Here is a 12,081-nt window from a genome sequence, read left to right on the forward strand (position 1 = left end):
TTACATTAATGATGCGCCAAAGGTTTCACTTGACGCAGTAATTTGTCCAATTCGTATAAATAATGGCTGATTTGGGAGCGTGGCGTAATAGCAAATATAATCAGCTTCAACAAAGCCCACTCGCATTCCTAACTCATGCACCGCCATGACTTCAAAGCGATAGCGTCGGCAGGTTCGCCCGTACTGCCTAATGATTTGAAGTAACAAATCAGGGTTATTCGCAATTTGACCATCACTGACCCGTAAAATAATGACGTCCCAGTCAATATCCGGTTGTCGTTCGTTAATTTCGACATAGCCCACGCCAAGGCGTTTAAATATCTCAATAAACCCTGCGACGCTGCCTGAGTCCTTGGCATTAATAAACGCATACTTCACGCGCTTACGGTATAAATCCAACGGTTCATTATTAAATCGGTGGATATCTCGCTGATAGGCCAACAAGTTTAATAATGGCTCAGTGCATGTGTCGGGGTCTAACTGCGCCAAAGGCCACGTTAACCAGCTATAAACAATTTCCCAAAATCGCTTTGCTGCACGCAATAACGTGGCTAGCTCACCAAGGTTCATCCATGACGGCAACTGCAATCGCTTTAATCGTTCTTTAAACTCGGGCATTTTGCACCTCTATCGTGAGCGATTTTAGGCGTGGGACGCTTAAATCACTGACAATGTCGGGAATGCTAAACACAATAGAGTCCAGAACGGAAAACTGTTTATGTAACTCACGGCCTAAATTTGAGAATGAAAAACGCGAATATGGCCATGTTTTTTTAACGTCATAATTGGTGTTCTCACGAAAGGCGCAACGCACCAAATCACCCGTATCTTGTTTGAGTTTTTGCAATTCCTCAGCCGTGAAGTTTTCCACGCTTTGCACAAATAACGTAATTTTTAATGTGTGCTGTGTTTCTGGCATGGGAAAGCACTGCATATCATCACCGTGCCCGTGGTGGCCTTGTGCATTAATATAATCATTCACTTTGTCGATAAATGGCTGACTGGTGACACCACTGTCTAATAACAAATAGGCATTAGCCGTTCCCGCCCCGCGCGGTGCATCATGCAAAAAGAAAATACGGTCAATACTCAAGCCGACAACATTCGCTATCATTCCACGATAAACCGCATCAGTGTGATATTGACCGACTAAGTTATACTGATTGCGGCAGCGGTCACGCAAATCATTGTCGCTTTCCGCATTCGCACCCGGTACCAATAACCAATTTTCTTCACTTTGAACGCGCTCAATCCCTGCAATCGCCACGGGTAAAATACGAAAATAACCAGGAGCAAGATTGTAAGCCCCTCCGGCATTTTCAGCGATAACCGGCACTAATGCGCTATCGGTATTTATCGCTTTCGTTTCAACGGTTTTCATACTGTAAATAATTCCGTTGATACGCTCTGTTTGCACAATGGTTCCCGCAGGAATAGTGACAGTTCCCGCACCTGCGGCACGATAAAAACGGATAACGCCTTTTGCTTCAGTGGCAGGTTTTCGCGTTAAATTGACGCCCCATGCAAACATATCTAGCCATTGCCCTGATGCGGTAGCTAAATACATATTTTTCAAGGTGACATTAATTAATGCTTCCGTGAGCCAGCGAACAGGCTTTGTCACAATGGTGTTAATCAAACGCCAGAACGGTGACATGTCCGAGGTGTTAGTAACAAAGCCCTCATCGTGGACAATTTCCGCAAATTTATCGCTAATTTCGTCCTCTGATACTGGCATCCCGCTATCACGTAAAACCTGCTCATAATCAATTTCAGGGATATTTTTACTGTTCATAATTTACCCCTAAATTGATACGGCCAAAATCATAAGTATCCGCAGTTACCCAAAGTCGCTTGGTATTTTCTTCATCAATCACAACGGTACCCGGAACTAACCGTTCATCACTTTCAACCAAGATTTCCATTTGCGTGCGAATGTCCGCGCGTAATGTTGGGCTACGTTCTGCCACTAGTTGGGTGGCGAGTCCGCTTTCAATAATACGGTGTGCCACATCTTGGGTGATTGATTGGCGGTTATTACATAACTCCGGCTCATTGCCGGAGTTTAATGTCAAATCTCGGTTTGTAATTAATAAATCAATGTAGAGTAAATTATCCATTATCAAGCGCAGTCCATTCAGCTAAATCCGTTGGTGACATTCCGTTTGTCACATTGATATTTACTGTATCGTATCGCTTGCTGTTATCAATCGATTGGGTTCGGTTATTGCTGATTTGCCGACTAATGCCGCCTTTCTCTACACCACTAAGTTGCCCACCGACTAATAAACCTGCCGCGCCTGCTGGAGCGGGTGAGCCGTCAACGGTTCCTGTGGCTTTGGTTTCAATATTGACGCCCGGCAAGTAATTTAGTGTTTCTACAATGGTGTTGTAGACACTACGGAAAGAATCAGTAATTGATTGCCAAACCTTTGAAAAAATAGCTTTAATACTATTTCCCATTGCTTCAAATGTTTTATCAATCGGTGAGTCACTAAAGAAATTGCAAACCGCATTCCACCCATCCGTAATTGCCTGCCACGTTTGAATAAATGCAGATTTCAAAGTATCAATCACAATCATGAGCGCCTTGAATGCCCATGTATCGGCAAAATAGGCTGTAAACTCTTGCCACTTTTGTGACATCCATTCCCATGCTTGTATAGCAACAAGCCCGACGGTACGCACAGCGATAGCCACCACTTTAAACGCTGTCGTGTTCATTATTGCGGCTTTAACATCATCCCAATGTTTAATGAGTTTATAGATGCCATAAGCTAAAAGCGCGATAGCGCCAATAACTAATAAGACAGGCCAACTCATAAATGAAAAGCTAACACCTGCCGCCATTGCCGCAATACGCACCGCTAACAATGTGCCACGAATAAATTTAAGTGCGGTATTCCATGCCAATATTGCAGTGCGATATAGCCAAATAGCAGCGGTACCAATTTTCAGCACACCACTAAATACCCCCATGATGATACTTAACCCTGCCATGATAAATTTGGAAATACCCATCACGATATTGGCGGCAGCACCTGCGGCAGCAAAACCGAGTGTCCCCATCGTGATATAGCCGACCCACCGCGCGATATTAGGGAATAACGTAAACCAACGCACAAGGGTTTGACCACCTTCTGCGAGTTTATCGATTAATGGGGTAATGACAGGTAATAACGTCATACCAATGGCAATGCGAATAGATTGCCAAATAGACATAAGCCGTTCCCACGGATTGGCTAATTTTGCGGCTTGCTCCGTGGTGCGCTTCATTCCATCACTGGCACCTAAGAAACCAATATTTTTACGCAAAATATCAACATTACCATAAAGCTGTTTGACCACAACGGCAGAATCACCAAAGGCCGCTTCAATTTCTTTTTGGGCTTTTAAATTGCCCTCAATACTCTTTCCGTATTTGGCCTGCAATTTATCCAGCATTTCAGGCATGGATAACATCTGACCTGACGCATTGACGAATGATAGGCCGAGTTTTTTACCGCTATCGGTGGCTGTTTTGAGGAATGCTTCATACGCTCCCGACGACTCACCGCCTAGCGTTCTTTGCAGTTCACCCAATACCGCAAGCTGCTCATCAATCCCGACGCCAAACTGCGTACCTGCATTTTTTGCGCCCTCCATCAAACCTGTTATTTCAGCCATCGATACGCCAAATGCTTTTGACATATACACAGCCTTACCTGCCAAATCTTCGGCAAATTTAACATGCCCAACGGCATTGGCTTGGTTTTCAAACTGATTGAACATTTGCCCCATATATTCGGTGGCTTCGGTTGATGTGGCTTTCAATGCAGCGGCTGTCGTATTGGTAATACGGGTTAATTGCGGCAAATCTTGCTGTGTGACATTGTTAATAGCTTTGCTGATTGCCGTAGTGGAATTGACAAAATCAATGGATGATTTTCCGTATTGAGATGCGAATTTCAGGGCGTCTTTAGACACTTTAGACATGATGCCATCATCAATACCCTGTAATGATGCACTCATCATGGCGTCATTCATTTCAATGGCAGGGTCAAGAATGCTTTTAATAGACCAGAACGCCCCGGCAAGACCAGCACCGCCTACCGCAATTTTACCAAAGGCGACTTGGCTATCTCTAGCAAAATTAGAGACAGCCGATTGCACTTGTCGAATAGGCTTGGTGATATTGTCGATAAGGCTGAGAGTAAAATCTAACTCGCTCATGAGTCACCTTTAAACGCTAATACAATTCCGTTTGCGACTGCAATTTGCGTGTTTTCCCAGTGACGGTTATCTAACCAGATTGCAGTAGCGAGATTTTCTTCCGTGTCCGGCTCATGAGGTAAATAGTGTTTTCTGAGCGCAATGAATTGCTCTAACTCATTACGCTCAATTGCACGAACACGGTTTTTTAGTTTTTTACGCTAATTTCCAGCTTTGGCGCGTATTCTTTGTTTACTGCTTCGGCAAGCTGTGCGGCAGCTCCCGGAAAGCTCAGTAATTCGTCTAAATATTCTTTGCTTTCTGCGGTGACAATACGTTTTAAATAAGTGGTGAGCGGAGCAACTTTATTGTCCATCGACATATCGTTAATCATGCCGTTATAAGCCGTGATATTTGGCTCAAAGCTAACGTCTTTTTCATTGATAGTTAACGTAATAATTTTTTTAGTCATGAGATAATTCCTTTCTCTTTCTGATTTCGTCCGTTAATTGGTTGTGCCGTGCGGCACATTGACCATAAAGTATGGCTGATGCAGTTAAGGCATCAGATAAATCTTTACCTGTTGTCCCCATTAGTTCGGGGAGTTTTGTTGAGCATTTTTTTAACAGGTTTTCCTGATAGCTCACTGTCGATATTGGCGAGGGTGTCGTTGTACATGCTGACAAACTCATCACTAACACAAACGTTAGTAAACACAGGCTTAATAATTTCAGTGCGTATTTCTCTGGGGGCAGCATTGGCAATCCCCTCCAATTTTTCCTCAAGCGCTTGGCCTGATTGGCTTGATATTTCTTCAAGATTAATACGGGTTTTATCTGCCACTTTTTGAGCTGTTAGCTCTAAGCTGTCGTGATAAAGCCCGTTGACTCGCCAACCTGCGCCAAATGCACAAAGTAATAACGCAAGTATTAGCGCAAGTTGCTTTGTCATTACTTAACCCCGTTATGCTCTAATGAGTAGTGATTACCGTCATTAAATCGACCGCCCCACGTTCCTCCGATAGATTCCCAATATTCGCCAAGCGGTTGATGGTCAGTGGATTTTGTCAGCCACACACCATTTTTAAACAGATTAAAATCGACGGCTAAACGTTGCGTATGCAAACTGTTTTTAATGCCTTTGCCTGATTTTGCGTTAGCTGCGGCCTGTTCTGGCGTGCGGTAAGCTTCACCAAAGGTGAGGCGGTAGCCGTGCTCGTCAGCCCAAAAAATTAATTTAGCAATCATCACGGTAAACAATGCTTGTTTTTCACTGAGTGTCATTTTTTTAACTTTCCTTGTAATAATGCGCTTCCACGCTTTTTCAGCCACATTTCAACCAATTGATATCCTGCTATCCCGAATGCCGTGCCAATTCCTGTGAGTGCTAAGGGTGAAATATCAGGAAACCATATCAATAAAGCCCCTGCTAAAACTGATATTGCCGCGCCTAAAATTACACGCCCAAAAAACAACCGAACTGTAATTTGCTCATCACTAGTTAGAATTTTTCCTATAGCAATCAAGACCCCCATAAAAAATAGGGCTATAAACGTTTTTTCGTGTTCTTCCATGAACAAAATCACCTTATCCGATAAGGGTTTGAGTTAATTCCGACTCTAAATACGGAATACCTTTAATACGCACAAAATCAGGACTGGTGACCAGATATTTAATTTTGTGAGTAGTGAGTGCGCCACCTTTTGGATCGGTATCTAAAATATCAGTCAAAATCAATTTATTACCGAATGATTCGACTTTCATTTCTTCATTACCCGCCTTGGCATACCATAAGAAATCCATTGGCTTAATCCCACGCCATGAACCTGCCGCCCGTGCTTTTGCGACGATAATCTCAAAATATTTTGTACTAATTTCGATTTCACCCTCTGCGCTTACATCACCTGCGACAAAACCGTCGGGCATACCTTTGGTTTGCGCGGCTGCAGTATTATCAGTAATGGATAGGCTCACTTTTTCGACGTGAATTAAGTCACCATCAATATTAAAGTCAAAGGATTGACCAGATAAACGTTGGCTCATTATGCGCTCTCCAAGCTAGCATCCAGTAAGATACTGACCGTGATTCCTTTCGGACATTCATACGTTCTTACTGTGATATAAATTTCAACGGTGTTTTTGGTTTTCCACACAATCACGACGTCATTGTCTTGCGGTGGCTTGCACTCACCGGGGAACGTAACACCGTTAATTTCTGCACTGCGTGACATTTCACGCATAGTGCGAGCAAAATACGATTTGTGGGTTTCAATGCTGTTTGGTGTACTGTTTAAGCTACGGTCTGCAATTTTTGCAATAGCTTGTAAGCGAACGCGACGCGCGACCTTATCAACAATACGCAAATTTTCAATTGCTTGAAAATCGCCACCCTCAACATCTAAGGTGCGACCATCCGACCAATACATGCCGTCATAGTCTGGGTACCACATCGGTACGCTATAACGGAGTTTTTCCAACGCTTGCAAGGTGGCTAAATCAATTTCTACACCGCTATCGTCTTTAGGTTTATCAACGCTACCTAAATCAAGTAAAGCGCCTGTTTTCACCCGAGCCGGACTATCAGCAATGGTAACCGCACGGTTACATAAACGCCCCGCCAATACGCCCGCTTCATTTCCCCAAAATGTGGGCACTAATTGAATAGATTCAACCGCTTCGCCTTTTTGAAGTTCACCAAGGCGCGTTAATGCTAGCTGCCACGTTTCTTTTGCTTGTAAACCTGCGACGGAAAGAATTGCCCATGTCCAGCGCCCAAATTTCGCAATTAGATTTGCGCGGAGTGTTTGCGCGGCTTTAATTGTTGCTTTCGTGGTGTCACCGATATAGACATAGCCCTCAACACTGGCAACAGATTGCGCTTTCATTACCGCATCAACAAAATCGGTTTCGGCTGCGCTCTCCGGCAAAACGTGAACATAACCAAACCAATTCTGCCCAGCATTCGCCATTGCTGCCTTGATATTCGACTTTAAAGGGCTATTTTCTACCCCCAATAATGTATCTAAATCAGTTTGAGTATTAATAGGTAAGGTTTCACCAATATGGCTTTTCCCTTTACCCACAAACAGCAAAACACGCTCAATTTCTTTGGTTTCGCCTTGTAACTGATTGACTTGATTAACCTGAATGTTAGGCCACATAGTTAAGTCCTTTTATTTAATATCCTGCGCTTTAACATCAGCGCCAAATCCAATCCCTTGTAACTGCCTTGCGAGTGCCTTTTTAAAATCACTGTCACTCATACCTAAAAACACACGAGATGGAACATCTATCGACCATGTGTTTTTAGGTGGTTTTTCACTTAACTTTCTAATTAATAAACCTGCTTGCCCCATATCCATATTTTCACAAATATGTTTTACAGTTGGTTTTTTCCAACGCTTCCCAGATTTAACTTGATATCCTAAATCCCGTAATTTTTTTGCTTGTTTCTTTGTGGCTTCACGCTCAGTTGTTTTTTTTGATTGAACATCACGTTTTCTTATTGTTGCTTTCATTCCATGTTGTTGAGTGAAACCAACAACACCTGCACTTAATTTTTTACCGCCACTATGATAATTCCCACCTTGTAAATAAATTCTTACTGAATCTGTTTCGGGCATCTCCCTGATATTCAATAACTTAGGCATATTACGAAGCATTTTTTTCTTATAATTACTTTGCCTTTTTTTCCAAGCTTCACCATCAGGCGATTGTTGATTTTTAACATTTCGTTTTGCTGATGCAATTACGCCATGTTTCGCCATGCGCCATAAAAAACGCTGTTTTTTCTTTTCTGGTAATTCAAGGTTTTTTAAAGCTTTTTGCATTTCTGCAAATTGCTCTTTGCTCAATTGGCCTTTAATTATCATTTTTCACATCGCTATAAATTTCAGCGTGCTCTGCGTATCCAAATTCGGTATCTGCCAGTGACCAACGCTTACCATCAAAAGGAACAATCCCGTTTACGTCTTCTTTCATCACAACGGGCTCAGCGAGTGAAATTGACACAATGACAACGGCTGTTTCGTCATCAACTTCAACAATCATAGATGGCGGTTCTTGTTCTATATTGCTATTGCCTAACTCGTTATCTTGTTCACATGCCCACGCATCAATTAGCAAAGGGATATAATCAGGATGAATCAGTCGATAAGGAAAACGCCCCCACGAAATGACAGCTTCGCTTTGTCGTATCATCATTTGATACTGGTCTAAACCTAAATCCCGATGGGCACGAATAAACTGTATTTCGTCCATTTCACTTTTAAATTCAACATCGCAGACGCGTGGCGGTAAATTGGCTTTTAAAAAATCAGTTAGGCTTTTTAATTTATTCATATCATCGCCACCGTGACACGTTTTAAGCCTTTCATATTGCGGATAACAAATGCGGCTTCTGCGAGTAAATTATTCTTTGTTTCAGGGTTTTCTTGCTTCGGATTTGCCGCACGGCTGACAATTGATGTTATCTCACCGATTAAATCCGCTTTAGCCCGTGCGTAGAGTGCTTTTTTATATTGCGCACATAATGCGTTTTGTCCGTTAGCTTTAGCACCCGGTGCATCACTGGCAGTGTTATACCCTTTAGACAACAATTGTTTTTTCAGTGATTCGAGCGATAAATTAATTTCAGCAACACTGGCTAATAACGCATCCGTTAATAACTCATGATTTAAATCCGGTGGTACTTGGCGCTGCTTTTGAAAATCCGCTAAATTAATATCAGGCCAAAAACCATCATTCGTTATTTCAACTGATTGATAATTTAAATCGTTACCGTTGAACATGATATTTTCCTTACCGCAACTTTAATTAGATATCGCGATACAACACACATTACAGCTAGGCTTACAGCTGTAATAATGAATCCTGATAAAAACAATAATACAATTGCTAATACATTATTTATTAAATAGAAAATGGTTCTCGTTTTTGAATTATCTGTATTAAGCATTAAAACATACTCTTTAATTCTTTCTTTATCTTCTGCGTCACCAAATGTAAAAGCAAATAGAGCTAAAAATAACGACCCGGAAATAATGTAATAAAAAGCAATACACACCCATGCGAGTGAAAACCCAACGTTTGATAATATTTCAATATCAAATGTATTACCCACAATTAAACTCATTAAAAATACCAGCGCACCAAATACGCCTATCATCCATGTTTTCATTTTTTATCCTTAAAAAACGGGCAGTCCGGTTTCCACGGTTAATGACATGATTGTCATACCTCCACCGCGCCCGTTTCGGCTTGCGGTAGTCGTTTTTATTCGGCTGTTAACGCTCGAATGCGCATTGCGATCCGTTTTAAATGCGTATCAACACCCACTTTAGGATTAAGCTGTCGTGCTTTTTCCATGTATGATGCTGCTTGCTCGAGTGTATCAACACAGTCAATGGCACTGGCTTTTGCATCTTGATTGATATTGCTTCTTAGCAAATTCAATGCAGCAAATTTGTAGTATTTCGCCCTGATTTTTTCGTGAACTCGCCACTTTTCAGTGACATTTTTAAAGGTTCTTGAAAAATAAGGCTCAATACTGTTTCCCGCTTCATTTTCCAATATTGCCCACGCTAATATAGTGTCAGCCACAAAAGCCGGAAAATTACTGCGGAAATTGTCAGGGGTGAGCTGTCCTTGCTCAATGGCAATATCTGCCCAATCCAATCCCTTGTCGAAATCCCCAACATCAAATAGCCAAATGGTGCAGTAAGCAAAAATCGGGTTTCGGTAGACTTCCCCCTCGGACAAGTAGCGTTCAGCGGTGGGAAGATAAGCGGGGAGTAACTCCCGCTTTTTCATTTCCACTCTGTCAGCCGTTGTCGGTTGCTCACGCAGTCTTTTGACATCCCGCTCAATCGCCCTCGCTTGTAAGTGCATACTGGCACCATCAGCGATAGTGACGGCCTCTTGCCTTTCCAGCTTTTGCTTGACTTCAACGTCTAAGCGGTGGCGTTGGGCGGGTGATAACATTACTCTTGTTCCTGATTATCTGGATTGTTCGGTAATTCAGAAACGGTGCCGATAGTAACTGCATCTTCATCATAAGCGGCATATAACTCTGGGTATTCCAACGCATATCCCTCATTACGCAGATATTTGTTTTCATACTGCTTACGGTCTTCTACAAACTCTGCTTTACGCTGACGCGTGTTGCGCTGGGTGTAGATATGCAGATTTGACAACATTGTCACAACCATGCGCTTACCAGGCATAAATGGCGGCACTAACGCTTTACGACCCGCGATAGTATCTGCCAGCATTTGTGCAGCGATTTTTTCGGTTGGTTTATCAGCCGCTTGATATAATCGATATTGCTCTGCTGCCACTAAATCAGCACCAACAAGCACCACCAAGCGCGGGTCATTACGGAATTGCTGTGGGATGCAGGTATTAATCAGGTCTGATGCCATCGCATCTAATGAGCGATAATCGCCTTTGTCATCCAATGTGACCGGAGTAGTAATAATTTGCTTACCATTCTCCCAATTTTTAGCGATTTGATGCCAACCGATATTGACATCTTCACCGTTCGGGTATTTTTCAGGGTCGGTTTTAGCCGCAACTTTCACACCATTAAAACCAATACGGAGCATATCTAGCGCAAAAGATTCATTAGTAAATGTTTGCATGCGTTGTGCAAATTCGTCTTCCGAGCCAGCATTCGCCCAAACAGACAATAAACTCCATGGCAACGCAGCACCTGAGTCGGTTTCAACCAATTTATATTCGTTACCACTAACCGCAGTTTTTCGAATAAAACGACCAGTATCACTTCGACCTGTAAAAATGCCCGGATTACCAACAGCGACGACTTGGCCTTGTAACTGGTCAACATCAGCGCAAGTAATCATGTTAAGAAACTCAATGCGCTCTAATAATGCGGAACGCAAAGCGGTTTCTTTTGGGTCTGACAAATTAAAATAACGAGAAGTCTTATCAATCCCATAAGATTTTCTAAGGCCTTCTTCATAACTATCAAGACACTTAACTGCCTTTTGATTTAACATGGAAATCCCTCTCCTAAATTAATGACGATTAAAGATATTCGAAGCCTTTTTTGCGTTCTTTATCTTCGCCTTTAGGGTTATTTTTTGGCAACTTAGTGACTTTTTCGTCTAACTTTCCAAAGTTTTTAACGATTTGTGGTAGGTTCTCACGCAAACGTGCGAATTCTTCCGTGTCTACCACTTCTTTTACCGTGTCGACGTCGTCTTGAACGTCTTCCACTTCCTGCTGAGTAGATGCAAGTTGTTCTTTTAACAGTTTAATTTCTTCTTCGGCAGCGGCTAATGCTTCCGCTAGTTTCTGTAACTTATCACCGTCAGCCGTTTCCTCTGGCGGTGTCGCTTCTGGCTCAGCAATGTTAAACAACTTACGCCAGCTTGTTTTCTTAGACTTTGTTGACATGTCCTTGTCCTTTCGTTTTTTTCGGCTGAAATGTAGCCTTGTAGTTCCAACACTGGCAGGCTCATTAGTAACAGCCAGCCCTTCAAGATACGATTTACCTGTCCCTCTAAAATTACCGTCAGGCGTTAATTCTATGGAGGTAAACAGGTATTTATCCTCGGCATTTGCGATTAATAAGCTGACAAATGGCCTGATAATGGCGAGAAGCTGTAATTCACCATGCTCATTTTCTTCAAGCATGACCTCAAGCACTTCGCCCATTGGTTCTGCATCGTGATTATGTTCCGGCCAAATTAGTGCCGCATATAATTTATAATCGTAGAGCTCTGCCGCATCTAACAGGTCTTGCCTTTCAATGACTCTGCCGTCTACGGTGTCACCCTCTGTCGCGATACATAACCATGTTGTTCTTAATTGCGACATTTACATGTTGCTCCCATCCTTGGGTTTATTGCTTCCATTTCGTTAGGTG

Annotated in this window: 18 protein-coding genes; all 18 read right to left on the reverse strand. The window is 42.5% G+C overall.

The genetic code is table 11. The features are described 5' to 3' along the window. The 18 genes from PR800_RS09615 to PR800_RS09700 all read right to left on the reverse strand — a co-directional run bounded on the left by PR800_RS09615 (position 1) and on the right by PR800_RS09700 (position 12,032). A complete protein-coding gene (locus tag PR800_RS09615; RefSeq protein WP_048608846.1) occupies positions 1-618 on the reverse strand; it encodes a phage tail protein in 618 nt (205 codons plus the stop codon). Further along, the gene (locus PR800_RS09620) at positions 605-1,795 is read right to left on the reverse strand and encodes a baseplate J/gp47 family protein (protein ID WP_272530655.1); all 1,191 of its coding nucleotides are present in this window, start codon (positions 1,793-1,795) and stop codon (positions 605-607) included. Before PR800_RS09620 ends, PR800_RS09615 begins: the two co-directional genes overlap by 14 nt. After that, positions 1,785-2,120 carry a DUF2590 family protein gene (locus PR800_RS09625; protein WP_048608849.1) on the reverse strand — a complete coding sequence of 112 codons (336 nt, stop codon included), beginning with the start codon at positions 2,118-2,120 and terminating at the stop codon, positions 1,785-1,787. Before PR800_RS09625 ends, PR800_RS09620 begins: the two co-directional genes overlap by 11 nt. Then, positions 2,113-4,212, reverse strand: a complete 2,100-nt coding sequence (locus tag PR800_RS09630) for a phage tail tape measure protein (protein WP_272530656.1) — start codon at positions 4,210-4,212, stop codon at positions 2,113-2,115. Before PR800_RS09630 ends, PR800_RS09625 begins: the two co-directional genes overlap by 8 nt. Next, entirely contained in the window at positions 4,209-4,382 is a 174-nt protein-coding gene (locus PR800_RS19665; RefSeq protein ID WP_413776468.1) for a DUF6890 family protein, read from the reverse strand. Before PR800_RS19665 ends, PR800_RS09630 begins: the two co-directional genes overlap by 4 nt. A 17-nt stretch (positions 4,383-4,399) precedes the next feature. Then, on the reverse strand, positions 4,400-4,663 hold the full coding sequence (locus PR800_RS09635) for a putative phage tail assembly chaperone (protein ID WP_096864679.1): 264 nt from the start codon (positions 4,661-4,663) through the stop codon (positions 4,400-4,402). Positions 4,664-4,767: 104 nt separating this feature from the next. Continuing rightward, positions 4,768-5,142: a hypothetical protein gene (locus PR800_RS09645; RefSeq protein WP_272530659.1), complete on the reverse strand. Its 375-nt coding sequence runs from the start codon at positions 5,140-5,142 to the stop codon at positions 4,768-4,770. Beyond that, complete coding sequence (locus tag PR800_RS09650) at positions 5,142-5,474, reverse strand: M15 family metallopeptidase (protein ID WP_239354602.1); 333 nt, start codon at positions 5,472-5,474, stop codon at positions 5,142-5,144. Before PR800_RS09650 ends, PR800_RS09645 begins: the two co-directional genes overlap by 1 nt. Further along, positions 5,471-5,764 (reverse strand): phage holin family protein, encoded by a 294-nt coding sequence (locus PR800_RS09655; protein ID WP_239354600.1) that lies wholly within the window; start codon positions 5,762-5,764, stop codon positions 5,471-5,473. Before PR800_RS09655 ends, PR800_RS09650 begins: the two co-directional genes overlap by 4 nt. 13 nt (positions 5,765-5,777) lie before the next feature. Continuing rightward, complete coding sequence (locus PR800_RS09660) at positions 5,778-6,233, reverse strand: phage protein (protein ID WP_048608860.1); 456 nt, start codon at positions 6,231-6,233, stop codon at positions 5,778-5,780. Further along, positions 6,233-7,351 carry a DUF2586 domain-containing protein gene (locus PR800_RS09665; RefSeq protein WP_272530663.1) on the reverse strand — a complete coding sequence of 373 codons (1,119 nt, stop codon included), beginning with the start codon at positions 7,349-7,351 and terminating at the stop codon, positions 6,233-6,235. Before PR800_RS09665 ends, PR800_RS09660 begins: the two co-directional genes overlap by 1 nt. Before the next feature lie 12 nt (positions 7,352-7,363). Next, positions 7,364-8,062 (reverse strand): hypothetical protein, encoded by a 699-nt coding sequence (locus tag PR800_RS09670; RefSeq protein WP_272530665.1) that lies wholly within the window; start codon positions 8,060-8,062, stop codon positions 7,364-7,366. Then, positions 8,052-8,531, reverse strand: coding sequence for a phage tail protein (locus tag PR800_RS09675; protein WP_272530666.1), 480 nt, complete (start codon positions 8,529-8,531; stop codon positions 8,052-8,054). Before PR800_RS09675 ends, PR800_RS09670 begins: the two co-directional genes overlap by 11 nt. Further along, a complete protein-coding gene (locus PR800_RS09680; protein ID WP_219197668.1) occupies positions 8,528-8,980 on the reverse strand; it encodes a head completion/stabilization protein in 453 nt (150 codons plus the stop codon). Before PR800_RS09680 ends, PR800_RS09675 begins: the two co-directional genes overlap by 4 nt. Further along, positions 8,959-9,369, reverse strand: coding sequence for a hypothetical protein (locus tag PR800_RS09685; RefSeq protein WP_272530668.1), 411 nt, complete (start codon positions 9,367-9,369; stop codon positions 8,959-8,961). The genes PR800_RS09680 and PR800_RS09685 overlap by 22 nt, the downstream gene beginning before the upstream one ends. A gap of 95 nt (positions 9,370-9,464) precedes the next feature. Continuing rightward, positions 9,465-10,172 carry a phage terminase small subunit gene (gene gpM, locus PR800_RS09690; RefSeq protein WP_272530669.1) on the reverse strand — a complete coding sequence of 236 codons (708 nt, stop codon included), beginning with the start codon at positions 10,170-10,172 and terminating at the stop codon, positions 9,465-9,467. Beyond that, positions 10,172-11,209 carry a phage major capsid protein, P2 family gene (locus PR800_RS09695; RefSeq protein WP_272530671.1) on the reverse strand — a complete coding sequence of 346 codons (1,038 nt, stop codon included), beginning with the start codon at positions 11,207-11,209 and terminating at the stop codon, positions 10,172-10,174. The genes gpM and PR800_RS09695 overlap by 1 nt, the downstream gene beginning before the upstream one ends. Before the next feature lie 28 nt (positions 11,210-11,237). Further along, positions 11,238-12,032 (reverse strand): GPO family capsid scaffolding protein, encoded by a 795-nt coding sequence (locus PR800_RS09700; protein ID WP_238562762.1) that lies wholly within the window; start codon positions 12,030-12,032, stop codon positions 11,238-11,240. Positions 12,033-12,081: the final 49 nt, after the last annotated feature.

It is taken from the genome of Providencia sp. PROV205 (assembly GCF_028479505.1).
GTDB classification, from domain to species: Bacteria; Pseudomonadota; Gammaproteobacteria; order Enterobacterales; family Enterobacteriaceae; genus Providencia; species Providencia huaxiensis.

Excerpts from the sequence above, each read along its gene's own strand:
- PR800_RS09615 (WP_048608846.1), bottom strand. The coding sequence starts at position 618 with ATGCCCGAGTTTAAAGAACGATTAAAGCGATTGCAGTTGCCGTCATGG.
- PR800_RS09660 (WP_048608860.1), bottom strand. The coding sequence starts at position 6,233 with ATGAGCCAACGTTTATCTGGTCAATCCTTTGACTTTAATATTGATGGT.
- PR800_RS09620 (WP_272530655.1), bottom strand. The coding sequence starts at position 1,795 with ATGAACAGTAAAAATATCCCTGAAATTGATTATGAGCAGGTTTTACGT.
- PR800_RS09695 (WP_272530671.1), bottom strand. The coding sequence starts at position 11,209 with ATGTTAAATCAAAAGGCAGTTAAGTGTCTTGATAGTTATGAAGAAGGC.
- PR800_RS09650 (WP_239354602.1), bottom strand. The coding sequence starts at position 5,474 with ATGACACTCAGTGAAAAACAAGCATTGTTTACCGTGATGATTGCTAAA.
- PR800_RS09670 (WP_272530665.1), bottom strand. The coding sequence starts at position 8,062 with ATGATAATTAAAGGCCAATTGAGCAAAGAGCAATTTGCAGAAATGCAA.
- PR800_RS09675 (WP_272530666.1), bottom strand. The coding sequence starts at position 8,531 with ATGAATAAATTAAAAAGCCTAACTGATTTTTTAAAAGCCAATTTACCG.
- PR800_RS09625 (WP_048608849.1), bottom strand. The coding sequence starts at position 2,120 with ATGGATAATTTACTCTACATTGATTTATTAATTACAAACCGAGATTTG.
- PR800_RS09665 (WP_272530663.1), bottom strand. The coding sequence starts at position 7,351 with ATGTGGCCTAACATTCAGGTTAATCAAGTCAATCAGTTACAAGGCGAA.
- gpM (WP_272530669.1), bottom strand. The coding sequence starts at position 10,172 with ATGTTATCACCCGCCCAACGCCACCGCTTAGACGTTGAAGTCAAGCAA.
- PR800_RS09630 (WP_272530656.1), bottom strand. The coding sequence starts at position 4,212 with ATGAGCGAGTTAGATTTTACTCTCAGCCTTATCGACAATATCACCAAG.
- PR800_RS09680 (WP_219197668.1), bottom strand. The coding sequence starts at position 8,980 with ATGTTCAACGGTAACGATTTAAATTATCAATCAGTTGAAATAACGAAT.
- PR800_RS09635 (WP_096864679.1), bottom strand. The coding sequence starts at position 4,663 with ATGACTAAAAAAATTATTACGTTAACTATCAATGAAAAAGACGTTAGC.
- PR800_RS09655 (WP_239354600.1), bottom strand. The coding sequence starts at position 5,764 with ATGGAAGAACACGAAAAAACGTTTATAGCCCTATTTTTTATGGGGGTC.
- PR800_RS09685 (WP_272530668.1), bottom strand. The coding sequence starts at position 9,369 with ATGAAAACATGGATGATAGGCGTATTTGGTGCGCTGGTATTTTTAATG.
- PR800_RS09700 (WP_238562762.1), bottom strand. The coding sequence starts at position 12,032 with ATGTCGCAATTAAGAACAACATGGTTATGTATCGCGACAGAGGGTGAC.
- PR800_RS09645 (WP_272530659.1), bottom strand. The coding sequence starts at position 5,142 with ATGACAAAGCAACTTGCGCTAATACTTGCGTTATTACTTTGTGCATTT.